The organism is Streptomyces mangrovisoli (assembly GCF_000974985.2).
GTDB lineage: Bacteria > Actinomycetota > Actinomycetes > Streptomycetales > Streptomycetaceae > Streptomyces > Streptomyces mangrovisoli.
This window is the reverse complement of record NZ_LAVA02000148.1, coordinates 1-22240: the sequence shown is the minus strand read 5'-3', so window position 1 is coordinate 22240 and position 22240 is coordinate 1. Positions and strand designations below refer to the sequence as shown.

The 22240-nt window shown below is 72.2% G+C and carries 20 protein-coding genes, 2 tRNA genes and 1 pseudogene; 12 read left to right on the top strand and 11 right to left on the bottom strand.

Annotated features, from left to right (window positions below; genetic code table 11):
* Positions 1-145: 145 nt before the first annotated feature.
* Complete coding sequence (locus WN71_RS38160; protein WP_046584122.1) at positions 146-877, bottom strand: maleate cis-trans isomerase family protein; 732 nt, start codon at positions 875-877, stop codon at positions 146-148.
* Between the two features lie 319 nt (positions 878-1196).
* Between WN71_RS38160 and WN71_RS38155 the strand changes: the two genes are divergently transcribed.
* From WN71_RS38155 to WN71_RS38125, 7 genes are all read left to right on the top strand, one after another.
* Positions 1197-2144, top strand: coding sequence for a D-2-hydroxyacid dehydrogenase (locus tag WN71_RS38155; protein WP_046584121.1), 948 nt, complete (start codon positions 1197-1199; stop codon positions 2142-2144).
* Between the two features lie 108 nt (positions 2145-2252).
* Positions 2253-3230, top strand: coding sequence for an ectoine/hydroxyectoine ABC transporter substrate-binding protein EhuB (gene ehuB / locus WN71_RS38150; RefSeq protein ID WP_079178428.1), 978 nt, complete (start codon positions 2253-2255; stop codon positions 3228-3230).
* Complete coding sequence (ehuC, locus tag WN71_RS38145) at positions 3227-3961, top strand: ectoine/hydroxyectoine ABC transporter permease subunit EhuC (protein WP_046584120.1); 735 nt, start codon at positions 3227-3229, stop codon at positions 3959-3961. Before ehuB ends, ehuC begins: the two co-directional genes overlap by 4 nt.
* Entirely contained in the window at positions 3958-4608 is a 651-nt protein-coding gene (gene ehuD / locus WN71_RS38140; protein ID WP_046584119.1) for an ectoine/hydroxyectoine ABC transporter permease subunit EhuD, read from the top strand. The genes ehuC and ehuD overlap by 4 nt, the downstream gene beginning before the upstream one ends.
* Entirely contained in the window at positions 4598-5380 is a 783-nt protein-coding gene (gene ehuA / locus WN71_RS38135) for an ectoine/hydroxyectoine ABC transporter ATP-binding protein EhuA (RefSeq protein WP_046584118.1), read from the top strand. The genes ehuD and ehuA overlap by 11 nt, the downstream gene beginning before the upstream one ends.
* A gap of 217 nt (positions 5381-5597) precedes the next feature.
* Positions 5598-6356 carry an IclR family transcriptional regulator gene (locus WN71_RS38130; RefSeq protein ID WP_046584117.1) on the top strand — a complete coding sequence of 253 codons (759 nt, stop codon included), beginning with the start codon at positions 5598-5600 and terminating at the stop codon, positions 6354-6356.
* A 147-nt stretch (positions 6357-6503) separates the two neighbouring features.
* A tRNA-Lys gene (locus tag WN71_RS38125) sits at positions 6504-6577 on the top strand.
* Here the strand turns inward: WN71_RS38125 and WN71_RS38120 are convergent.
* The 4 genes and pseudogenes from WN71_RS38120 to WN71_RS38105 all read right to left on the bottom strand — a co-directional run bounded on the left by WN71_RS38120 (position 6543) and on the right by WN71_RS38105 (position 10745).
* Positions 6543-8302 (bottom strand): annotated as a pseudogene (locus tag WN71_RS38120) (AMP-binding protein). The gene WN71_RS38125 and the pseudogene WN71_RS38120 overlap by 35 nt on opposite strands.
* A 39-nt stretch (positions 8303-8341) precedes the next feature.
* A complete protein-coding gene (locus WN71_RS38115; protein WP_046584115.1) occupies positions 8342-8806 on the bottom strand; it encodes a DUF3592 domain-containing protein in 465 nt (154 codons plus the stop codon).
* A gap of 88 nt (positions 8807-8894) precedes the next feature.
* The gene (locus WN71_RS38110; protein ID WP_046584114.1) at positions 8895-9500 is read right to left on the bottom strand and encodes a lytic polysaccharide monooxygenase auxiliary activity family 9 protein; all 606 of its coding nucleotides are present in this window, start codon (positions 9498-9500) and stop codon (positions 8895-8897) included.
* Positions 9501-9632: 132 nt separating this feature from the next.
* Positions 9633-10745: an SPFH domain-containing protein gene (locus WN71_RS38105; protein WP_046584137.1), complete on the bottom strand. Its 1113-nt coding sequence runs from the start codon at positions 10743-10745 to the stop codon at positions 9633-9635.
* A gap of 31 nt (positions 10746-10776) precedes the next feature.
* Between WN71_RS38105 and WN71_RS43315 the strand changes: the two genes are divergently transcribed.
* Complete coding sequence (locus WN71_RS43315) at positions 10777-10911, top strand: hypothetical protein (protein ID WP_276208146.1); 135 nt, start codon at positions 10777-10779, stop codon at positions 10909-10911.
* Positions 10912-10961: 50 nt separating this feature from the next.
* Here WN71_RS43315 and WN71_RS38100 read toward each other — a convergent pair whose 3' ends face one another.
* Positions 10962-12053, bottom strand: a complete 1092-nt coding sequence (locus WN71_RS38100) for a peptidoglycan-binding protein (protein ID WP_046584113.1) — start codon at positions 12051-12053, stop codon at positions 10962-10964.
* Positions 12054-12258: 205 nt separating this feature from the next.
* On the opposite strand from WN71_RS38100, the gene WN71_RS38095 reads away from it, so the two are divergent.
* The 4 genes from WN71_RS38095 to glxA all read left to right on the top strand — a co-directional run bounded on the left by WN71_RS38095 (position 12259) and on the right by glxA (position 17401).
* Positions 12259-12332 (top strand) — tRNA-Lys (locus WN71_RS38095).
* A 66-nt stretch (positions 12333-12398) separates the two neighbouring features.
* The gene (locus tag WN71_RS38090) at positions 12399-13097 is read left to right on the top strand and encodes a FadR/GntR family transcriptional regulator (RefSeq protein WP_046584112.1); all 699 of its coding nucleotides are present in this window, start codon (positions 12399-12401) and stop codon (positions 13095-13097) included.
* A 321-nt stretch (positions 13098-13418) separates the two neighbouring features.
* Positions 13419-15467 carry a glycosyltransferase family 2 protein gene (locus tag WN71_RS38085; protein WP_046584111.1) on the top strand — a complete coding sequence of 683 codons (2049 nt, stop codon included), beginning with the start codon at positions 13419-13421 and terminating at the stop codon, positions 15465-15467.
* On the top strand, positions 15464-17401 hold the full coding sequence (gene glxA / locus WN71_RS38080) for a radical copper oxidase GlxA (protein WP_046584110.1): 1938 nt from the start codon (positions 15464-15466) through the stop codon (positions 17399-17401). The genes WN71_RS38085 and glxA overlap by 4 nt, the downstream gene beginning before the upstream one ends.
* A gap of 111 nt (positions 17402-17512) precedes the next feature.
* On the opposite strand, the gene WN71_RS38075 is transcribed toward glxA, so the two are convergent.
* The 5 genes from WN71_RS38075 to WN71_RS38055 all read right to left on the bottom strand — a co-directional run bounded on the left by WN71_RS38075 (position 17513) and on the right by WN71_RS38055 (position 22050).
* On the bottom strand, positions 17513-18529 hold the full coding sequence (locus tag WN71_RS38075) for a glycoside hydrolase family 6 protein (protein WP_046584109.1): 1017 nt from the start codon (positions 18527-18529) through the stop codon (positions 17513-17515).
* Positions 18530-18770: 241 nt separating this feature from the next.
* Entirely contained in the window at positions 18771-19553 is a 783-nt protein-coding gene (locus tag WN71_RS38070; protein ID WP_079178427.1) for a class F sortase, read from the bottom strand.
* A 5-nt stretch (positions 19554-19558) separates the two neighbouring features.
* On the bottom strand, positions 19559-20122 hold the full coding sequence (locus tag WN71_RS38065) for a hypothetical protein (RefSeq protein WP_240529912.1): 564 nt from the start codon (positions 20120-20122) through the stop codon (positions 19559-19561).
* A 206-nt stretch (positions 20123-20328) separates the two neighbouring features.
* The gene (locus WN71_RS38060; protein ID WP_046584108.1) at positions 20329-21108 is read right to left on the bottom strand and encodes an HAD-IIA family hydrolase; all 780 of its coding nucleotides are present in this window, start codon (positions 21106-21108) and stop codon (positions 20329-20331) included.
* A gap of 42 nt (positions 21109-21150) precedes the next feature.
* Positions 21151-22050 (bottom strand): hypothetical protein, encoded by a 900-nt coding sequence (locus WN71_RS38055; protein WP_338058729.1) that lies wholly within the window; start codon positions 22048-22050, stop codon positions 21151-21153.
* Between the last annotated feature and the right edge of the window lie 190 nt (positions 22051-22240).

The window sequence follows — 22240 nt, the reverse complement described above, 5'->3', positions numbered from 1 at the left end:
GGTCCAGGGGGCGGAGCCCCCTTGGGGGCGGGTGCGGTCCCCTCCCGCAGGGCACCCCGGCGGCTGCCCATGAGCCCACCCCCGCGGGTGGGCGGGTGGGAAAGCACGGGGGTCCAGGGGGCGGAGCCCCCGGGTGAAGCCCCGTTCAGACCTGGACGAGGGGTTCACGAGTGAACAGCGTGCCGAGCTCCGGCGCGTTCACCCGCCGGTCGGCCAACCGCAGCCCCTCCCACACCGACACCTGATTCGCCGTGAGCACCGGCTTGCCCAGCTCCTTCTCCAACGCCGCCACGTACGCCGCCGTACGCAACGCGTTGTCCGGCAGCAGCACCGCCTCCGCGTCCGGCCGGTCCGCCACCCGCGCGAGGGCGAACACCTCGGCCTCGCCCCACTCCGCCGCCTCGGCCGCCGTCATGACGCCCGAGTCGTGCACCCCGGCCACCTCCACGCCCCCCGCGCGCAGGAAGTCCGCGAACAGGGCGGCGACGTCGGCCGGGTAGGTGGCGCCGACCGCGACCCGGCGCGCCTGAAGCTCCCGCACCGCGTGCACGAAGGCGAAGGAGGTCGAGGAGGCCGGCAGGCCCGCGGTCCGGGCGAGGGTGCGCACCTGGTCCTGGGCGCCTTCCCAGCCGTAGACGAAACCGCCGCTGGTGCTGGCCCACACGACGGCCTCCGCTCCGGCGAGCCGGAGTTGCTGCACCCCCTCGGCGAGCCGTTCGGCGGCGCCCATCCGGCGCAGCGCGTCCACCCGGTGGGCGTCCTCGTCGAGCTCCGTGTGGACGAGGTCCACCCGGATGTCGCTGCCCAGGAGCTGTTCGATGCGTGGATAGTCGTCCTCGGCGAAGTGGCCCGGGTAGAGAAATCCGAGTGCGGTCATGTCGTCCCTTCCTGAGATTCCTGCTGTTCCCTGAATTTCCTGCTGTCCCTACGACCTTGTCGGCACACCCCCGTGGCCCGGGTACCCACTCGGCGCGCCCCGCCCCCATCTCCACCTGGTTGGCCGAGATCCCGGCGCCCGTGCCGTCCCCGTCCGCCCGGGAGCGCACCCGCCGTGTGCGCCCGTGTTGACGGCGCCGGTTCCGGCTGCGAGCGTGGTCCGTCCGCGCATGTCAGGCACCCGCTCGCCCCGGTTCCGGCGCTCCCCGGCCGCCCCGGTCCGGGCACCTCCGGTCAGCTCCCGAGAGAAACGGCCGCCCATGACCGCCCCCACCGTCCTGGTCCTCGACGCCGAGCCCCTGCCCCGGCTGGGCCGGCTCACCGGCCGGGCCCGTGTCGTGCACACCGACGCGTCGGGCCTCGCGGAGCGGCTGCCCGCCGCGGACGTGCTGCTGGTGTGGGACTTCACGTCGTCGGCGGTGCGCGACGCCTGGCCGGGCGAGGGACCCCGGCCGCGCTGGGTGCACACGGCGAGCGCAGGCGTGGACCATGTGCTCTCCCCCGCGCTGCTCGCCTCCGACACGGTGGTGACCAACGCGCGCGGGATCTTCGAGCAGCCGATCGCCGAGTACGTCGCCGCCCTGGTCCTCGCCATGGCGAAGGATCTGCCGCGCACCTGGGAGCTCCAGCGGGACCGGGCGTGGCGGCACCGGGAGACGCAGCGGCTCGCCGGCACGCGCGCCTGCGTGATCGGCTCGGGCCCGATCGGCCGGGCCGTCGCGCGCACCCTGAAGGCCCTGGACGTGACGCCCGCGCTGGTCGGCCGGGTGCCGCGCACCGGGGTGCACGGACCGGGCGACCTGGACCGGCTGATCGCCCGCGCCGACTGGGTGATCGCGGCGGCGCCGCTGACCGAGGCGACCCGGGGCATGTTCGACCTGCGCCGGTTCGGGGTGATGCAGCCGTCGGCGCGGTTCATCAATGTCGGCCGGGGCGCGCTGGTCGTGGAGGAGGCACTGGCCGAGGCGCTGTCGAAGCGCTGGATCGCGGGCGCGGCCCTGGATGTGTTCCGGACCGAACCGCTGCCCCCGGACAGCCCGTTGTGGTGCACGCCGGGCCTGCTGGTGTCCCCGCACATGAGCGGCGACACGATCGGCTGGCGCGACGAACTCGGCCGCCAGTTCGTGGAGTTGTACGAACGCTGGGCGGCGGGCAGACCCCTGGTGAACGTCGTCGACAAGAAACGCGGCTACGTCCCCGGCCACTGATCCGCCACCGGCCTCGCGCCGAGCTGCCACGGGTCCGCCACGGGACGCCCCCTTCCCCTCCACGAAGTGGCCCGCATGACCCGGATGCCATCGGGTAGCCGCGCCGCCATGGCTCCACCACTCGGCAGACACACAGCCCCATCGGACACGGGAGAACACTCCGGCACCACCCGCCGCCCGCCACTCGACGGCACCGCCCGCCGCCGCCCGCTCGCCGGCACCACCCGCCGCTCGCTGCTCGCGGGGGCCGCGGCGCTCGGCGCGCTCGGTGCCGCCGGATGCAGTCGCGTCGCCACGGCGTCGGCGCGCGAGGGCGGTGACCTGCTCGGCCGGCTGCGCGCGCAGGGCGTCGTACGACTCGGCATCGCGGGTGAGATCCCCTTCGGCTACATCGACAAGGACGGGCATCTCACCGGCGAGGCGCCCGAGCTCGCGAAGGCCGTCTTCAAGCGGCTCGGCGTACGCGAGGTGCAGCCCGTCCCGACCGAGTTCGGCTCCCTCATACCGGGCCTGAACTCCCAGCAGTTCGACGTCGTGGCGGCCGGCATGTACGTCACCCCGGACCGCTGCGAGCAGGTGGTCTTCGCCGACCCGGACTACCGGATGCTCGACTCCTTCATCGTGCGCAAGGGCAACCCCAAGGGCCTGCACGACTACCGGGACGTCGTGCGGAAGGGCGCGAGGTTCGCCACCGGTACCGGCTACGCGGAGATCCAGTACGCGGTGGCGGCCGGGTACAAGGAGAGCGACATCCTGATCGTCCCCGACCAGGTGGCCGGCCTCAACGCCGTGGAGGCCGGACGCGTCGACGTGTTCGCCGGTACGGCGCTCACCACCCGGCAGGTGGTGATGAAGTCGAGCAAGGCGGAGGCGACGAAGCCCTTCGCGCCGCTCGTGGACGGCAGACCCCATGTCGACGGCGGCGCGTTCGCGTTCCGCCGCACCGAGACCGCGCTGCGCGACGCCTTCAACGTCGAGCTGCGCAGGATGAAGAAGAGCGGCGACGTGTTCCGCATCCTGAAGCCGTTCGGGTTCACCGAGGACGAGATGACCGGCATGACCGCGAAGGAGCTCTGTCGCGGATGACGCCGGGTCTGTGGGAACTCGTGCTGGGGGGCGTGTGGACCACCGTGCAGCTGCTGCTGTTCAGCGCGCTGCTCGCCACCGCCGTCTCGTTCGCCGCGGGCATCGCGCGCACCCACCGGCGGTGGGTCGTCCGCTTCCTCGCCGGCCTCTACACCGAGGTGTTCCGCGGCACCTCGGCACTCGTGATGATCTTCTGGGTGTTCTTCGTGCTGCCGGTCGCGGTCGGCTGGCAGCTGGTGCCGATGTGGGCGGGCACGCTCGCGCTCGGCCTGACCTACGGCGCGTACGGCGCGGAGATCGTGCGCGGCGCGCTGGCCGCCGTCGAGCCCGCGCAGCGCGAGGGCGGCGTCGCGCTCGGCTTCACGCCGTGGCAACGGCTGCGGCTGATCCTGCTGCCGCAGGCGCTGCCGGAGATGATCCCGCCGCTGTCCAATCTGCTGGTCGAACTGCTCAAGGGCACCGCGCTGGTGTCGGTCATGGGCATGGGCGACCTGACGTTCAGCGCGAACCTGGTGCGCCTGGCGCTCCAGCAGAGCGCCGAGATCTACACGTACGTGCTGCTGATCTACTTCGCCATCGCCTTCCTGCTCACCCGCCTGATGCGGGGCCTGGAGCGGCGGCTGAAGGCGAACGTCGGCAAGGCGGCGCCCCGGCGTACGGCCGCCCGGCGGCCGCGGCCCGCCGACGCCGGGACCAAGCCCGTGGACGCGGCCGTCGGAGGGATGCGATGACCTGGGACTGGGGCGCCGTGAGCGCCTTCATGCCGCACTTCTGGGACGGCCTGCTGGTCACCCTCCAGGCGCTGGCGCTCGGTTCGCTGATCTCGTTCGCGCTGGGCCTGGTGTGGACGCTGCTGATGCGCGCGCCGACCCGCTGGGTGCGCTGGCCGGTGGGCGTCGTCACGGAGTTCGTGCGGGACACCCCGCTGCTGGTGCAGCTGTTCTTCCTGTTCTACGTGCTGCCCGAGTGGGGGCTGACGTTCTCCGCCCTGGCCACCGGCGTCTGCGCGCTGGGGCTGCACTACTCGACGTACACGATGCAGGTCTACCGGGCCGGCATCGAGGCGGTGCCGGCCGGCCAGTGGGAGGCCGCGACCGCGCTGAACCTGCCGAGGCTTCGGACCTGGCGGGTGGTGATCCTGCCGCAGGCGGTGCGCCGCGTGGTCCCGGCGCTGGGCAACTACGTGATCGCCATGCTCAAGGACACGCCGATGCTGATGGCGATCACCGTGCTGGAGATGCTCGGCCGGGCGCGGCTGTTCTCGCAGGCGCGGTTCCAGTTCACCGAGCCCCTGACCGTGGTGGGCGTGGCCTTCGTCGTCATCTCCTATCTGGCCTCCCTTCTCCTTCGAGCCCTGGAGCGTCGCCTTGTCCGTTGAGACCCGTACGCAGCCGGCCGAGACCGGCACCGGCCCCACCGAACTGATCCGGCTGGAGGGGGTCACCAAGCGGTTCGGGGACCAGACCGTCCTCGACGGGCTGGACTTCTCGGTGGACGCCGGGAAGCACGTCACCCTGATCGGCCCGTCCGGCTCGGGCAAGACCACGATCCTGCGGCTGCTGATGACCCTGACCCGGCCGGACGAGGGCACGGTCACCGTCGACGGCGAACGGCTCTTCCCGGCACCGGAGAAGCAGCTGCGCGAGGTCCGCAAGAAGATCGGGATGGTGTTCCAGCAGTTCAACCTGTTCCCGAACATGACCGTGCTGCGCAACATCACCGAGGCTCCGGTCACCGTGCTCGGCCTGGGCCGGGACGAGGCGGAGGCCCGCGCCCGCGAGCTGCTGGACCTGGTGGGCCTCGGCGACAAGTGCGACGCCCGGCCGACGCGGCTGTCCGGCGGGCAGCAGCAGCGGGTGGCGATCGCGCGGGCCCTGGCGATGCGGCCGAAGGTGCTGCTGCTCGACGAGGTGACCTCGGCGCTCGACCCCGAGCTGGTCGCGGGCGTCCTCGACCTGCTCAGGGACATCGCCCGCAGCACCGACATCACCATGCTCTGCGTGACCCACGAGATGGGCTTCGCCCGCGACATCTCCGACCAGGTGCTGATGTTCGACTCCGGACGCGTGATCGAGTCGGGGCCGCCGGAGAAGATCTTCGGCGACCCCGAGCACGAACGGACGCGGGAATTCCTGGGCGCCGTACGGTGACTTTCGCGGCCGCCGTACGCCGCCTTCACCCTGTGAACGCGGCAAGACCCGAGGTCCCCGGGGCGGGACATGACATTGGCATGTGCCAGCGGGTCTGCGTCGCAGATGGCAGGGGCGCAATCTCGCCAACAGCCGCCCCACGAGCGCCTTTTGCCGGTTATCGTGGAAGGGATTCGCTGTCCGGATCACGGCCCAGAAGGCGACCGCAGGGGGAACCGTGGCGCTGAAGCACGAGCCGACCGCGCCGTACCACTCGGCTCAGGACGCCCTGCGCGTCCTGGAGACGGTGGCGCGGCACTCCACCGGTGTGACCGACACCCTGATCTCACGCGAGACCGGACTGGGCACCGAGCGGCTGACCACGCTGCTGCGGATGCTGCGCCGCGAGGGCTTCGTCGAGCAGGTCGCGGACGGGGCGTACGTCTCCGGCGCCGCCCTCGCCCGCCTCGGCTCGGCGCAGGACCGCGAGGAGGCCCTGCGCGAGAAGCTCCAGCACACCCTGGACCGGTTGCGCGACTCGGTGGGCGCCGCCGTCTACATCAGCCGGTACGTCGACGGCGAGGTCCGCGTCACCCAGTACGCGGACGGCCCGGCGACGCCGGTGGTCAACGAGTGGGTCGACTTCCGGTTCTCGGCGCACGCCACCGCGATCGGCAAGAGCCTGCTGGGCCAGCTGGACCACAACGCCCGCCGCGACCATCTCTCCCGGCACAAGATGGCGCGCCTGACCTCGCGCACGATCACCAGCGACAAGCTGCTGCTGTCCCGGCTGGAGGCGCAGCCGCCGACGGTGCCGGTCCTCGACCTCCAGGAGTACGCGGTGGGCACGGTGTGCGCGGCCGTGCCGATCACCGCGGGCTCCGCGGTGGGCTGCCTCGCGCTCTCCCTGCCGGTCGAGCACGCCCACCGGCTGCGGCAGGCCGCCGACGCGCTGAACCGCAGCGCGGCGCCGGTGCTGCTGTCGCTGGCGATCTGAACCTCGGCGTCACCGGGCACACCCGGGGCCGGCCCTCCGACCTTCTTGATCGTCGGCGTGCCGGTCCCGAGGTGGTCGGAAGCACCCCTCGGGACCGGGTAGTATTTTCTTCGTCGCCGGCCGCGGAAAGCGGAAGGCGAGAGTCATGCGCCGCTAGCTCAGTTGGTTAGAGCAGCTGACTCTTAATCAGCGGGTCCGGGGTTCGAGTCCCTGGCGGCGCACCGGTGAAGGGCCTCTCGTGGGAGCGAGGGGCCCTTTCACGTACGGCCCCTCGCGGACGCGGGGGGCCTTTGCGCGTACGCCGCCGCCTCCGCCGCCGACAGCCGGCGGTAGGTGTCCTGCCCCGGCGGCCGCCACCACACCGGATCGGCGCAGCGCACCCCTTCCTTCCGCAGCCGGGCCCGATGGATCTTGTTCGTCGCCGTGACCGGCATCTCGGCCACCACCCGCACGAACCGGGGCGCCATCTTCGTGCCCAGATCCGGCTGGGCGGACAGGAAGCCGGCGAAGCCCACCGGGTCGAAGCCGCCCGCGATCGTCGCCATGACCTGGTCGCCGGTGACCGGGTCCGGTACCGCGTACACGGCGACGGCCACCGCGCCGTCGTAGCGCGCGACGATGTTCTCGATCATCGAGGCGGCCAGGTTCTCGCCGTCCACCCGCAGCCGGTCGTCGGTGCGCCCGGCGAAGTAGAGGTAGCCGTCCGGGTCCCGGTAGAACAGGTCGCCGGTCCAGTACCAGTCGCCGCCGGTCTCCTCACCGCCCCCGCTCCCCCGGCCCCGGCGCTCCGCCTCCGCCGCCGGGTTGCGCCAGTAGCCCTCGAACGGGTTCGGGCCCTTGTTGACCAGCTCGCCTATCGCGGCGTCGCCGTTCAGCAGCCGTCCGGCCACGTCGAGGACGGCCGGCGGGCACTCGCCGCGCGTGACGGGGTCGACGACCGCCAGCCCCGGCCCCCCGCGCCCCACGGCACCGGCCGGGGTGCCCGGCGTCCACTGGATCGCCGCGCCGCCCTCGGAGGAGCCGTAGCCCTCGACCAGCCGCACCCCGAAGCGCCGCGCGAAGGCGGCCGCGTCCACCGCGCCCGCCTCGGTGCCGAAGCCCGCCCGCAGCGGGTGGTCGCGGTCGTCGGGGGACGGCGGGGTGGCGAGGACGTACTGGATCGCCCGGCCGACATAGGTGAAGTACGTCGCCCGGAAGCGCCGTACGTCCGTGAGGAACCCGGAGGCGGAGAACCTCCGCCGCAGCGCCACCCCCGCCCCGGCCACCAGCGCGGGCGCCCAGTCGGCGATCACCGCGTTGCCGTGGAACATCGGCATGCAGATGTAGTGCACGTCGTCCGGGCGGACCGCGAACCGGTCGGCCAGCGCGCGTCCCGCGGCGGCCAGCCGGCCCTGCGTGCAGATCGCCGCCTTGGGCGCGCCGGTCGAACCGGAGGTGAAGTAGAGCAGCAGCCGGTCGGCCGGGCGGGCCCGACCGGGGTCGGGCACGGCGCCCGCGTACGGCGCGAGCAGGGCCGCGTACTCCTCCTCGTCCGTCACCAGCAGCCGTACGCCGGGCAGGTCGAGGCCGGCCAGCAGCGGCAGCCGGCCCCGCTCGGTGACCAGCACCGCGCACTCGGTGTGCAGGATGTCGCGGGCCAGCTCCGGGCCGCGGCGGGTGGGGTTGATCCCGGCGACGGCCGCGCCCGCGAGCGCCGCCGCGCCGAGCCACAGGACGAACTCGGGGGTGTTGTCGAGCAGCACCCCGAGGTGCGGCTCGGCGCCGGCCGGCAGCAGGTCGGCGAGGAGCGCCGCACGGGCGGCGGCGCCCGCCGCGACCTCGTGGTGCGTGAGCGGCGCCCCGCGTGTCCCCTCCGGGTCCGGGCCCGGCTCGAACCAGAGTCCGGGCCGGTGGTCGCCCCACCCCCGGGCGACCGCCTCGGCGACCGTGGGCCTGCTGGAGTCCATGGGCGCGCAGGCTAGCTGACGTGTCGTCAGATGTGGAGACTACGGCGCGAAGTCGTCCCCCGCGGAGAAGGCGGAGTGCGCGCCGATCATGAAGGCGACGGCGAAGGCGGCCAACACGCCGAGGAACACCAGCAGGAAGCCGGTGCCCGCCAGGAGCTTGCCGCGCGCCGGGGGCCGGGCCGTGGCCCGCTCCGGGTGCTCGGGCTCGTAGTGCACGGTGACGATGTCGCCGATGACCGTCATCGCCGGCCCGTCCTCCTCCTCGAACCTCACGAGGCGGCCTTCGCGGGTGGTGAACTCGTAGATGTGGTGCAGCGTCGTGGTCACCGACGTGTCCCCGCCGCCACCGCTCGTGGTGGTGTACGCCTGGAGGCACTTGGCCTCGGCGGTGACGCCGCTGTTCCAGGCCCTGTGCATCTGACGCGAACGGCCGACGACCTTGACGGCCCCCAGTACGACGACCGCGATGACGATCGACGGTATGACGTAGAAGAACGCTTCCATGACTCCCCCGTGGCCCCCCGGCCGGCCACTACCGGCCGGTACGGGACAGATATACCCGCACCGGCCGGAGGGTTCGCTCAAGGAATGCTCAGAACGTGACGTCCGAACAGGCGTAGAACGCGTTGCCCGTGTCGGCGATCGTCCAGACCGCGACGATGACGTGGTGACCGCTCAGCCCGGTGGGCAGGGTGCCGCTGTGGGTGAGCGTGGCCGGCGGGCGCTGGCCGTTGTAGGGGACGGTGAGGAAGGGCGTGGTGTTCAGGTCCGAGCGGGCCAGCGGATGGTTCTGGTTCCAGCCCTGCTTGGTGACGTAGTACGAGAAGTCCGTCGTGGCGTGCATCGCGGTGAACTGCCACCGGAACGTGTAGGTCTGTCCGCCCGTCAGCTTCGTCGTCGGCCATGCCCCGCCGGAGGGCGTGGCCGGCGAGCTCAGCTGGGCGAACCGGCTGATGCCGCCGTTGCAGATCTGGCCGTCGGCCGGCCCGGCGGCCGGGAAGCCCTTCGGCCCCTCGACGCTCTGCGGCTCGTACTGGATGTCGCCGCAGCCCGTCACGGTGCCGTTGGCGCAGAGTTTCTGCCTGCTGATGGGGAGATCGGTGTAGCCGTGGCTGCTCGCTCCGCCGGTGGAGAGGATGAACGCTCCGGCGGTGGAGAGACCCAGCACGGCCGCGTACAACCTGGCCTTTGTGCGCATGCTGCCGCTCCTGGAGAACGTGGGGGTGTTCACTGAGCTGTGCAGGTCTAGACCAAGTCTCAGATTATTGCCGCGAGTTGAACATGTCCATACCAATCGCGGGACGGGTGTCGGAGCTCCCCCGCGGGGGCCTCACGAGCCGGACTCCGTGCGCCCCGCACAGAACGCCACCGTGAGGTCCCGCACCAGCGACTTGCGCTCGTAGTCGTCCAGCTCCACCAGACCCCGCACGGTCAGCCGGGTCACCGTGTCCTCCACGGAGTCCACGACCGAGGTGAGCATGGAGGACCGCTGCCGGGCGTCCAGCGCGGCGATCCGGCGGCGCTGCATCGCCGCGGCGACCTCGGGCGCGTACTCCGTGCGCACCGGCCGCACCGAGAAGACCTCCAGACCCACCGGCGCCGCGTCCGCCGCCACCAGCCGGGTCAGCGCGTCGGCCGCCGCGTCCGTCCCGGCCCGCGCGGCCCCCGGCATCTCCACCGGCACCCGGGCCAGCGCCGCCTCCACGCACTCGCGCAGATAGCCCTCGTGGTCGTCCACCGCGAGCACGGCCCGTGCGGTGTCGCGCACCCGCCACACCACCAGCACCACCACGCGGGCCGCGACCCCGTTGGTGTCGGCCGCGGGCATCACCTCGCTGCGCCAGTGCCGCAGCCGTACGTCGACCCGGCGGCGCAGCAGCAGCGGGTTCACCCACAGCAGGCCGGTGCGCCGGACCGTGCCCCGGTAACGGCCGAACAGCCCGAGCACCCAGGCCCGCCCGGTCCGGCCGCGGGCCAGCCCGCCGAAGCCGAACAGGCCGAGCGCCCCGGCGCCCGCGTAGGCCGCCCACTGGGCCGGGCCGAGGCCCGCGCCGGCCGTCGCCGGCAGCCGCAGCGCCTCCACCGCGATCGGCGGCAGCACCCCCGCCCACCAGGAGGTGGCGAGGCAGCCGGCCGCCCCGCAGCCCCCGGCGAGCACGCCGGCCGCGCCGGGCAGCACCCGCGCCGGGCGCTCGGCGAGGTCGGCCTCCACCTGCGGCGCGGGCCGCGGCTTGGCCGGTGCCGGGCGGCGCAGCCGGGGCTGCTCACCGGTGCTCTCCCGGCGCCCCACGACGGCGGGCCGCAGCGGCACCGGCACCGGTTCGGGTTCGTCGCGGAAGAGCAGATGGACGGGGATCTCGGTGGTCGCCTCGTTGTGGATGAGACGGGCCGGCCGGCCCGGCCCCTCGGACTCGGGCGTATGTGCAGTGGTCGTCGTGCTCATGCGTGCCTCCAGCCTCCGCGCCAGATGCGTCATGACAGATGTGGGGGTGCTCGGGGTGCTCCTGGGACAACAGGGGGTGCTGCTGATGAAGGGGGTGCTGCTGGTGAAGGGAGTGCCGATGAAAGGAGTGCCGATGAAGGCCGGCGGACAGGGTCTGCCGGCGTGAAGGGTCGGCGGACGGCGGACGGCGGCTGCCGGCGAGAGGGCCCGGCCGGCTCAGGAGAAGAGGCGCCGCCAGGTCTCCGGGCCCGGATAGCCGTCGGCCGCGCCGCCGCGCCAGCCCTGGGCCCGCTGGAACGCCTCGACGCCCCGCCGGTCCGCCTCTCCCCAGCGCGGCCCCGGCCCGTTCGTGTAGTACTTGCCGAACCCCTTCTCCACCAGCCGGCTGCCGAGCCGGGTCACATGGGGGTTGTCCGCGCCGGGCCGGAAGTTCGCCCGGCCGGGGTAGCCCGGCACCCCGTGCGAGGCGGGCGCGCGCGTCCCCGCGCCGCGGGCGGCGGTGCCCGCGGCCCGGCGTCTCTTGGGCGCACCGGCCGGATCCTTCGCGTCCCGCGCCGCCTCGGCGCCCGCGGCGCCGGATGTCAGCCCCTTGTAGCGGTAGGGAACATATTTGTCGCCGTTGCTCCAGTAGGGGTACGGAGTGGGCTGACTGCGGGCCTGTGGGGGCGTCTCCTCGTAGACGGTGTAGGTGGTGTGCGAGGAGTCCGTCCAGCCGCCGAAGAGAACGACGTGCGAGCCTTTCTCGGGGTCGTCCGGATTGTGGAAGAGAAGCATGTCCCCGGGCTCCAGCGCGCCCTTGGAAATACGCGTCCCGTACTGGTCGAGACTGCCCGTCCATTCGTTTCCCGGCAGGCCCCAGGCCATCGAGACGAACCCCGAGCAGTCCTGCCGGTAACCGTCGGACCAGTACGCCTCCATGTCGTAGGGAACCCGCTCGGTGACCCACTTCCTCGCCCGTTTGATGATCTCGGTGCGGGTGGTGGCGGGCGTCCTGGTCGCGCCCGGGGGCAAGGCCGCGCTGCCGCCGGGGCCGTGCAGCGGAGCCGTGCCGCCCTGCGGGGTCGGGGGCTCCTCACCTGCGTCGACACGGGACCCGTGCGGCGGCTGCGGGGCGGCGACGGCGCTCGCCGGATGCCCCACGCCGACGACGGCCGTGGCCGCCGCGGCCACGATCAGGGTCCGCTGCGCGGCCGGCCGGCCGACCGGCCCGCCCGATCCGGAGTACGACGCCACGCGCCTGCGCCGGACGCATCCGGGGCAGTCGCAATCGCTCGCGGGATCGAATTCCTCGAATACCGGAGTCTCCATGCGATTCCCCTCACATTCCCGGTGGAGATGTCCGCGATCATGCACGTTGGCCAGTTTTCCAACTCTCTTCCCGGTTCGCATGTTGACGGTCCGAATGATGTACGGCGCTGTCGGCCGCCCGCGCGTCCGGCGGCCGCGACCCGCGGCACCCGGATGTTCTGTCGGAAGCACCCGCGCACGTCCTGTAGAGTTACGACGTCAGCAGGCGCCGCTAGCTCAGTTGGTTAGAGCAGCTGACTCTTAATCAGCGGGTCCGGGGTTCGAGTCCCTGGCGGCGCACCGACAACGGCAGGCCCCTCGTGCGAACGGGGGGCCTGTTCGCGTTTGGCCGGATACCCTCTGGCCATGGCAGCGCGTGACCTCCAGGAGCGGATCAAGAAGCTGATCATCGACCGCCGGCTGCCCTCCGGGGCGCCGCTGCCGACCGAGCCCGAGCTGATGGAGTTCCTCGGCGCGAGCCGGAACTCGGTGCGTGAGGCGCTCAAGGCGCTCCAGGCCATGGGCATCGTCGAGATCCGGCACGGCTTCGGCACCTATGTCGGGCCGATGTCCCTCGCCCCGATGATCGAGGGCCTCGCCTTCCGTACCGTCGCCGGGCACTACCGGGGCGAGGACTCCCTGCTCCAGCTCCTCGAGCTGCGCGAGGCGGTGGAGACCGGGCTGGTCTCCCGGCTGGCCGGACGGCTGCCGGAGGCGGACCTCGACGAGCTCGCGGCGCTGGTCGCGCGCATGGAGGAGCAGGCCGCGCAGGGCGCCGGCCTGGCCGAGACCGACCGGGCCTTTCACGCCACGCTCTACCGGGGCCTGGACAACGTCCTGCTGAGCGAGGTCCTGGAGGCGTTCTGGGACGCCTTCCACCGGGTGCGCTGCGATCTGGTGGAGGTCCCGCAGGATCCACAGGTCACCTGCCGGCAGCACCGGGAGATCCTGGACGCGGTGCGCTCGGGCGACTCCGCCCGCGCGGAGAGGGCCATACGCAGCCACTTCGGCCACGTGCGGGCCCGTCTGGACGTCTCCACAGAACGCTCACCGTCCCCACAATGAACGCGTATGACCGGTAAACAGCACGTTTCGCGTCTTGCGATCATGGTTGACGCCGTACAACCCTGTTTCCTCAAGCCGTCGCCGAAAGGCGGCACTTGGGGGGCAGTAGCCGGTTTTGCGGTCACGGCGCGGGGAGAGGGGCCCCGCGCACGGAGGATGCCTAGGGGGGCTTCCCGCAACCGGCGGAGCGCGGCCGTGTGTCCGTATGAGTGAGGGGACCGTGGCCCGCTCCTGACGCGTCCGCGAGGGTCGAGGGGGACCGGACCGGGCGAGACGGAACCGACGGAACACGCGGCCGTACCGCGTGTGGGGGGATGACTCATGACGTCGACGCCGACAGGCGCCCGGCAGGACCACGACCCGTCCCGGACACAGCAGCTCAGGATGACGGCACTGCGGTCCGGGCACACGGGAAGCCTGCGCCGGATCAAGAGAACACTGCCGAGATACGACTACGAGCACTACAGCCGGCTGGCCGGCCCGCTCACCGAACCCGACCCGGGCCGGCCCTACCGGGTCCGCTACCGCTCCCTGCTCGCGCAGGAGCCGCACCGCGTGCGCGCCGCCCTGATGCTCTGCGCCGCGCCGCTGCTCTCGACGGTCCTGCTGGTCTGGCTGATGCTGCCGTCGCACTGGACCGAACGGGACTACCCCGCCTTCGACTTCCTGCCGGTGCTGGACACCGTGATGCTGGTGTCGATCGGCCTCATCGAGCTGTTCCGCTGCCTGAACGTTTTGTCGAACGCGCACGCCACCCTGGTCGCCCGCGACCCGGTGCCGGTGGTGCCCGAGACCGGCACCCGGGTCGCGTTCATCACCACCTTCGTCCCCGGCAAGGAACCGCTGGAGATGGTCACCAAGACCCTCGAGGCCGCGGTCAAGCTGCGGCACCGGGGGCTGCTGCACGTCTGGCTGCTCGACGAGGGCGACGACCCGGACGTGAAGAAGGTCTGCGAACGCCTCGGCGTGCACCACTTCACCCGGTACGGCGTGGCCCGCTGGAACCAGCCGACCGGAGCGCACCGCGCCAAGACCAAGCACGGCAACTACAACGCCTGGCTGGAGGCGCACGGCGACGACTACGACTTCTTCGCCTCCGTCGACACCGACCATGTGCCGCTGCCCAACTTCCTGGAGCGGATGCTGGGTTACTTCCGTGACCCGAACATCGGCTTCGTCATCGGCCCGCAGGTGTACGGCAACTACGACAACCCCATCACCAAGGCCGCCGAGTCTCAGCAGTTCCTCTTCCACGCGCTCATCCAGCGCGCCGGGAACCGCTACGGCGCCCCGATGTTCGTGGGTACGTCGAACGCCGTACGCATCAAGGCGATCAAACAGATCGGCGGGCTGTACGACTCGATCACCGAGGACATGGCGACCGGCTTCGAGATCCACCGGCACAAGAACCCGGTCACGGGCCGCAAGTGGCGCTCGGTGTACACGCCCGACGTGCTCGCGGTCGGCGAGGGCCCGAGCGCCTGGACGGACTTCTTCAGCCAGCAGATGCGGTGGTCCCGGGGGACGTACGAGACGATCCTCAAGCAGTACTGGAAGGGCTGGTACTCACTGCCGCCGGGCAAGCTCTTCAACTACACCATGATGATCATCTTCTATCCGATGGCCGCCCTCAACTGGATTCTCGCGGCGCTGAGTTGCGCGCTCTTCCTGGGCCTGGGCGCCTCGGGCGTGGACATCGACCCGACGGTGTGGCTGATGCTGTACGGCAACGCCTCGGCGCTCCAGATCGGGCTGTACATCTGGAACCGGCGCCACAACGTCTCACCGCACGAGCCGGAGGGCTCGGGCGGCGTCGCGGGGATGCTCATGTCGGCGCTGTCGGCGCCGCTCTACGCGAAGTCGCTGTTCGACGCGGTGCTGCGACGCGAGAGCAGCTTCGTGGTCACGCCGAAGGGCGAGTCGGCGAGCCCGGACACCCTGTTCGGCACCTTCCGCATCCACTGGTTCTTCCTGCTGGTCTTCGGCGGTTCGCTCGCCGCGGGCTTCGTGTTCGGCCACTCCCACCCGGCGATGATCACCTGGGCCTCGCTGGCCGTGCTGATCACCGGCGCCCCGATCATCGCCTGGGCCTGGTCACTGCGGCAGCACCGGCGCGACGCCGCGGCGAAGGCGGCGGCGAAGGCCGCCGCCCCGGCCGCCGAACCCCGGGACGCCGTGCCGGCGCTCGCGCACGCGGCCGCCCAGGCGTCGCCCGCCCCGCAGGCGGCGGCCGAGGCCACCCCGGCGGCGTACGCCCCGCAGGCGCCCCACGCCCCGCACCGCAAGCCCAGTTGGGCGAGTTCGGACGGCAGCGACACGATGCAGATCGCCCTCGGCGGCTCCGGCGGGCCCGGGGGGCGTACGGAATGAGAGACCAGGCAGGGAATCGCCGGTTCCGCAGACTCGGGATCACCACGGTCGTGGTGCTCGCCATAGCCGGGATGAACGGACCGTGGCTCTACCGCTTCGGCACCGAGAGATACCACCAGTATGTGATCAACAAGCCCGAGTACAAGGCCGCCAACGGCCATTGGCAGGTCGTCGAGTTCCCCAAGGAGTACCGCCAGGACACCATCCACGCGGTGCTGCTGCACACCGGCAAGGTGCTGCTGATCGCGGGCTCGGGCAACGACCAGGACAACTTCGACGCGAAGAAGTTCGACTCGCGGATCTGGGACCCGGTCAAGGGCACCATCAAGAAGATCCCCACCCCGGCGGACCTGTTCTGCACCGGCCACACCCAGCTCGCCAACGGCAACATCCTGATCGCCGGCGGCACCAAGCGGTACGAGAAGCTCAAGGGCGACGTCAAGAAGGCCGGCGGCGTCATGATCGTCTACAACGAGAACCCCGACAAGCCGATGACCCTGAAGGCGGGCACCCGCTTCACCGGCAAGGCCAACGGCAAGACGTTCGTCTCGATGGACTCGGTCCTCATCCCGCGGGCGAAGAAGGTCTTCGACAAGAAGACCGGCACATGGCTGCGCAACGACCCCGGTTACGGCCGCGTCAACGTGGAGGCGCCCAAGGAGGGCACCAAGTACGAGACCGGCACCCAGGACAACTACAGCATCCAGGGCCTCACCGGCGCCGACGGCCGCAACACCTACGGCATCGCCAACAAGCTGGGCATGGACAAGCGCGACTTCGAAGGCATCAAGAACGCCTACGAATTCGACCCGGTGGCCGAGAAGTACATCAAGGTCGACCCGATGAACGAGGCCCGCTGGTACCCCACGCTGACCACGCTGTCGGACGGCAAGGTGCTCAGCGTCTCCGGCCTCGACGACATCGGCCAGCTGGTCCCGGGCAAGAACGAGGAGTTCGACCCGAAGACCAAGACGTGGACCTACACCAAGACCACCCGCCAGTTCCCCACCTATCCGGCCCTGTTCCTGCTCCAGAACGGCAAGATCTTCTACTCCGGCTCCAACGCGGGCTACGGTCCCGACAACGTCGGCCGCACGCCCGGCGTCTGGGACGTGGACACCAACCAGTTCACCGTCGTGCCGGGCCTGAGCGACGCGAACGCCATGGAGACCTCGGGGACCGTGCTGCTGCCCCCGGCGCAGGACGAGAAGTTCATGGTGATCGGCGGCGGCGGGGTCGGCGAGTCGAAGGTCTCCAGCAACAAGACCCGCATCGTCGACCTGAAGGCGAAGGACCCGGAGTTCGTGGACGGGCCGACGCTGGAGAAGGGCACCCGCTACCCGCAGACCTCGATCCTGCCCGACGACACGGTGCTGGTCTCGGGCGGCTCGCAGGACTACCGCGGGCGCAGCGCCTCCGACATCAAGCAGGCCAGGATCTACCACCCCGACACCAACAGCTTCGAGCAGGTCGCCGACCCGCTGGTGGGACGGGACTACCACTCGGGTTCGATCCTGCTGCCGGACGGACGGGTGATGTTCTTCGGCTCCAACCCGCTCTACGCCGACAAGGCCAACACCAAGCCGGGCGGCTTCGAGCAGCGCATCGAGATCTACACCCCGTCGTACCTGTACCACGGCTCGCGGCCGTCCCTGAGCGGCGGCCCGCAGACCATCGCCCGGGGCGCGTCGGGGACGTTCACCTCGCCGCAGGCCGCCGACATCAAGAAGGTCCGGCTGATCCGGCCGAGTTCGACGACCCATGTGACGGACGTGGACCAGCGGTCGATCGCGCTGGACTACACGGTCTCCGGGGACAAGATCACCGTGACCGTGCCGAAGAACAAGAACCTCGTGACGTCCGGCTGGTACATGCTCTTCGTGGACGACGACCAGGGGACACCGAGCGTGGCGCAGTGGGTCAAGGTGCCCTAGCGCTCCGCGCGTTCGGCAGCGGTCCGGGCCCCGCACCCCCCGATGGGCGGGGGGTGCGGGGCCCGTTCCCGTTCCCGGGTGCGGGCCCGTTCGTGGCTCCGGGTGCCGGGTTCAGTGCGAGGCGCGGGCCAGCTTCAGGGCGTAGTCGGCCCACCAACGGCCCGCCGTGGGGCCGCCCTTGCAGGTGCCGTCCGACTCCCCCGGCCGCTTGACCCACAGATAGGCGTCGACGAGCGGGTCCTCGGTCCGCGTGGTCGGCGCGTCGCCGAGCGCCCGGCCCGGCGGGTTGCACCAGCGCTCCTGCGGATCGCCCTCCGTGTACGGCCCGTTGCCGTTGCGGCTGGTGTCGACGACGAAGTGGCTGCCCCCGACCTTCGCCGACAACTGCTTGCCGTACGCGATGGATTCGGCCGTGGAGTAGAAGTTGGAGACGTTCACCGCGAAGCCGTCGGCCGCGTCGATGCCGGCTCTTCGCAACGGCTGGAATATCTGGTCCGGGTGGCCCCAGCCGGCGTTGCCCGCGTCCAGGTACACCTCGGTGTGCTTCTGCGCCTTGAGCCGGGTGATGGCGTCCTTGAGCAGGTCGTAACGTTCCTCCCGGAACTCGGCCGGCGTGCAGCCGTCCACCAGGTGCAGCAGCGCGTCCGGCTCCAGGACCACCACCGCCGAGCGGTCCCCGATGCCCTCGGCGACGGCGTCGACCCAGGCCCGGTAGGTGTCGCCGTCGGCGGCGCCGCCCTGCGAGTACTGGCCGCAGTCGCGGTGCGGGATGTTGTACAGGACCAGCAGCGCGGTGCGGCCGGCCCGGTCGGCGGCCTCGGTGAAGCCCTCGGCCTCCGCGCGCGGGTTCTCCGGGCCGATCCACTCGCCCGTGGGCTGTTCGGCGATCTTGCGGATCTGCTCGGCGTCGTCCTTGCGGCCCGCCTTGAGATACGCGGCGAGCTGGCGCGCCGCGTTGCCGTCCGGGTTGACCCAGAACGGGTCCGCCTCCTTGGACTGCTGGGTCACGGTGGCGCTCGGCGCGCCGTCCGCGTCGTCCCCGCCGTCACCCGACGAACAGCCCCCGACCAGCAGCGCCGCCCCCAGCACCGCCGCCGACACCCGCGAACGGGCCTCACTGGTGTACATCCAACCCCCCTTGGGTGCACCACGACGAGCCTTAATGCTGACATAAGTGGTACTGGGGATACGAGGTCGTTCGCGGCTTCTTCGTGAGCTGTTTCGCGTTCCGCGGGCGGGGCCCGTCCGGTGTCCGGACGGGGTCCGGGCGCCGGACGGCCTCTGGGCCTGGGCGGGCATCCGTTCTAGAGTCGAACCGACGGCCCCGGCCGGCCACAGCCCCACCATGCCTCCCGCGCCGGTCGCCGGGTTACTCCCGCAACCCGAGCGCGCGCGGTCGAGGACCTGCCCGGTCGGCGGCCCCGGGGAGAGCGGGCCGCCGACCGGGTCGGGTACCCGGGGCGACTGCTCGGCGGCCGTCGCTGCCGCCCGTCAGATACGCGGAGACGACGACGTTCGCCGAGTATCTGCGGTGCGCCCGGTCGAAGGTGCCGCCGCAGGTGATCAGCCGCAGCTCCGCGCGCCCCGCCCTGCGGACGCCGTAGGCCTGCCGGGCGTCGAAGCCGTCGCGCGGCAGTGTCCGTACGTCCTCGACGGTGAACCGGGCGACCTTGCCGTCCCCCCGCACCACCCGCACCGTGTCGCCGGGGCGCAGCGTGCCGAGGCGGTGGAAGACCGCGGGCCGGGTCCGGGTGTCCACGTGCCCGACCATCAGCGCCGCCCCCGCGGAACCCGGCGCCGTACCGGCCGCGTACCAGCTCACCACGCCCGGCTGGTCGAGCGGCGGGGAGGCGACCGCGCCCCGCGTGTCGAGCCCGCGGGCCACGACCGGCGCCTGCACCCCGAGGCGGGGGATGTCGATGCGCTGCGGCACCGCCCGCGCCAACGGCCTTTGCGCGGGCGGCAGTCGTACGGCGGGCTGCTGCCCGGCCGCGCCCGCGTCACCTGCCGTCGCCACGGACCCGCCGTCGGACCCCGTTCCCCGCAGGCCGGTCACCTCGCTCCCCCACAGCCACAGCCCGAACAGCAGCACGGCCCAGGTCAGGGCGGTCAGCAGGCGGCCGGTGAGCGAGGAACGCCGGTGCTCCGACACGGCGTTCAGTCCGTTCCGCGGCGGCGCCGCCAGCCCCGCACCACCACGACCACCGCGGCGACACCGGCCAGCACCAGCCCGGTCACCGCCTGCGCCCGGCCGGGCCCCGCCGGACGGGCTCCCGCCGCGTCGAGCGGGGCCGTACCCCCGCCGCCCGCGTCCACGGGGGCCGCCGGGGAGGCGGGCGCGGACGACCGCGAGGCCGCGGCGCCGGGCGCGACGACGGTGACGGTGCCGGTGAGGCGGAGCGTGCCGCAGGCCACGGTCACGGCGTAGGTGCCGGGCCGCGCGGCGGAGCGGATGCGGCTCTCGCCGACGAGGGTGCCGTCCACCCCCGTCGGCCGGGCGTCGGCGACGAAGGCGGTGGAGGAGGCGGTGGCCGTACGGCCGGGACAGCCGTCGACGCGCAGCACGACCTCCGTGCCGGGCGCGGGCGAGGACGGGTTCACCGACACCCCGCCGGCGGCGGCGTGCGCGACCGTGGGGGTGAGGGCGGCGAGGGCGGCGAGGGCGGGCAGACCGGTACCGAGAGCGGTACGGCGGTGGTGTGCGAGGCGCGGTGGGCCCATCGTGAACCTCCAGACAACTGGAGGCTGCCCGCCCGCACCCCGTCCCGTATCCCTACCGGGAGCGGGATGGTCCGTACGGAGTCACACCGACCGGCAGGTACGGGGCGGTACCGCGCGGGCGGGACCGGAGAAGCGCCGTACCGCCCGCCCGGATCCGCCCGCCCGGATCCGGTCGCTCGGATCCGGGTCGCTCGGATCCGGGTCGCTCAGATCCGGTCCACGAGGTCCGCGATGGAGTCGACGATCTTGGACGGCCGGTAGGGGAACTCCTCGACGTGCTCCGGCCGGGTCAGCCCGGTGAGCACGAGGAAGGTCTGCATCCCCGCCTCGATGCCGGCCAGTACGTCGGTGTCCATGCGGTCGCCGATCATCGCGCTGGTCTCGGAGTGCGCGCCGATCGCGTTCAGACCGGTGCGCATCATCAGCGGGTTGGGCTTGCCCGCGAAGTACGGCTGGCGGCCGGTCGCCTTGGTGATGAGGGCAGCGACCGCGCCGGTGGCTGGGAGCGGGCCCTCGGTGGAGGGGCCGGTCTCGTCCGGGTTGGTGCAGATGAAGCGGGCGCCGGCGTTGATCAGCCGTACGGCCTTGGTCATGGCCTCGAAGGAGTACGTACGGGTCTCGCCGAGGACCACATAGTCGGGCTGGTGGTCGGTGAGGATGTAGCCGATGTCGTGCAGCGCGGTGGTGAGCCCCGCCTCCCCGATGGCGTACGCACTGCCGCCCGGCCGCTGGTCGTCGAGGAACTTGGCGGTGGCGAGCGCGGACGTCCAGATGTTGTCGATCGGCACGTCCAGGCCCATGCGGCTGAGCCGGGCGTGCAGGTCGCGCGGGGTGTACATGGAGTTGTTCGTCAGCACGAGGAACGGCTTGCCGGACTCGCGCAGCTTCTTCAGGAAGGCGTCGGCGCCGGGGATCGGCACGCCCTCGTGGATGAGCACCCCGTCCATGTCGGTGAGCCACGACTCGATGGGCCTGCGGTCTGCCATGTGCCGGTTCTCCTGACGTGCGCCGTCCTGCGAGGACCCAGCCTAGCCATTGCGCGGATCATGCGGGAGCGCCCCGGTCGCCGCCCGGCGCCTGCGGGCCCGCAGCAGGAGGAGGCCGGCCCCGGTGAGGACCAGCGCGGCCCCGGCGACGGAGCCGGTGGTGAGGCCGGTGCTCGCGAGCTCGTCGTCGGCGAGCAGGCCGCCGGTGGTGGCGCTGGGCGTGACGGCGGGGCGGCTCCCCGGCGGCACGGCCCCGTCGGGCAGCCGCCCGGCCTCGGCTGCGGTACCGCCGCCGGACGCCGAGGCCGCCGCGGTGGCCGTCGCCGTCCCGTCGGGTGCCGGAGTGCCCGGGAGCACCCCCGCACCCGTGTGATCCGGGTCCACGTCCGGGTCGGCGGGCTCCTCGTCGATGCCGAAGCGGTACGCGTTCGACTCCCCGATCCAGTCGCCGTCGTCCCCGCGCTTCTGTACGACGGCGGCGGTGGCGGTGACCTGGTCGGCGGCGGTGTCGGCGGTGAGCGCGAGCCGGACCCTGACGGTGAGGGTGCGGCGGGCCGGGACGGTGAATCCGGGGAACCCGTCGTCGAAGGCGCCGACCAGCTCGGCCTCGTCGGTGGTCTCGAAGCGCACGGGGTGGGCGTGCGGGCCGTCGTAGAAGTCCATGCGCGCCTGGCCGGGCCGCAGCCGGCGCCCGGTGTCGACCAGCACGACGACCGGATGCACGCCGGCGCAGGCGCGGGAGGTGGTGTTGGTGAGATCGAGGTACCAGGTGCCGTAGTCGCCGCCGGCCGCGTACGAGCGCGGGCCGCCGTGGATGCGGGAACTCAACGGAAAGTCACGGCCCGCGCCCGTGCAGCGGGGCAGGGAGTCGGCATGGGCCGGGCTGGGAAGTAACGCGGCGGCGGCCGCGAGGCAGAGGGACAGGCGTGTAGACAATCGCATGAACACATGACCATCCCGGAGCCCCGGCGGAATCCACGACACCACGCCGCCCGGACCCGGCCGATCCACCCGATCGCCCACCAGCGCCCCCGCCCCGCCGGGAGACCGAGCCCGCCCGACCTTGAGCCACCACCCCAGCCACCCACCCCCAGCCCGTCCGGCGTTTGAGGACGAGGCCGTTCAGGCCGAA

Coding starts and splice junctions, on each gene's coding strand:
- WN71_RS43315 (WP_276208146.1), top strand. CDS start 10,777: ATGACAGATGTGGGGGTGCTCGGGGTGCTCCTGGGACAACAGGGGGTG.
- WN71_RS38100 (WP_046584113.1), bottom strand. CDS start 12,053: ATGGAGACTCCGGTATTCGAGGAATTCGATCCCGCGAGCGATTGCGAC.
- WN71_RS38110 (WP_046584114.1), bottom strand. CDS start 9,500: ATGCGCACAAAGGCCAGGTTGTACGCGGCCGTGCTGGGTCTCTCCACC.
- WN71_RS38075 (WP_046584109.1), bottom strand. CDS start 18,529: ATGTACACCAGTGAGGCCCGTTCGCGGGTGTCGGCGGCGGTGCTGGGG.
- glxA (WP_046584110.1), top strand. CDS start 15,464: ATGAGAGACCAGGCAGGGAATCGCCGGTTCCGCAGACTCGGGATCACC.
- WN71_RS38065 (WP_240529912.1), bottom strand. CDS start 20,122: ATGGGCCCACCGCGCCTCGCACACCACCGCCGTACCGCTCTCGGTACC.
- WN71_RS38055 (WP_338058729.1), bottom strand. CDS start 22,050: ATGCGATTGTCTACACGCCTGTCCCTCTGCCTCGCGGCCGCCGCCGCG.
- WN71_RS38090 (WP_046584112.1), top strand. CDS start 12,399: ATGGCAGCGCGTGACCTCCAGGAGCGGATCAAGAAGCTGATCATCGAC.
- ehuC (WP_046584120.1), top strand. CDS start 3,227: ATGACGCCGGGTCTGTGGGAACTCGTGCTGGGGGGCGTGTGGACCACC.
- ehuD (WP_046584119.1), top strand. CDS start 3,958: ATGACCTGGGACTGGGGCGCCGTGAGCGCCTTCATGCCGCACTTCTGG.
- WN71_RS38155 (WP_046584121.1), top strand. CDS start 1,197: ATGACCGCCCCCACCGTCCTGGTCCTCGACGCCGAGCCCCTGCCCCGG.
- WN71_RS38160 (WP_046584122.1), bottom strand. CDS start 877: ATGACCGCACTCGGATTTCTCTACCCGGGCCACTTCGCCGAGGACGAC.
- WN71_RS38085 (WP_046584111.1), top strand. CDS start 13,419: ATGACGTCGACGCCGACAGGCGCCCGGCAGGACCACGACCCGTCCCGG.
- WN71_RS38060 (WP_046584108.1), bottom strand. CDS start 21,108: ATGGCAGACCGCAGGCCCATCGAGTCGTGGCTCACCGACATGGACGGG.
- WN71_RS38105 (WP_046584137.1), bottom strand. CDS start 10,745: ATGAGCACGACGACCACTGCACATACGCCCGAGTCCGAGGGGCCGGGC.
- ehuB (WP_079178428.1), top strand. CDS start 2,253: ATGGCTCCACCACTCGGCAGACACACAGCCCCATCGGACACGGGAGAA.
- WN71_RS38115 (WP_046584115.1), bottom strand. CDS start 8,806: ATGGAAGCGTTCTTCTACGTCATACCGTCGATCGTCATCGCGGTCGTC.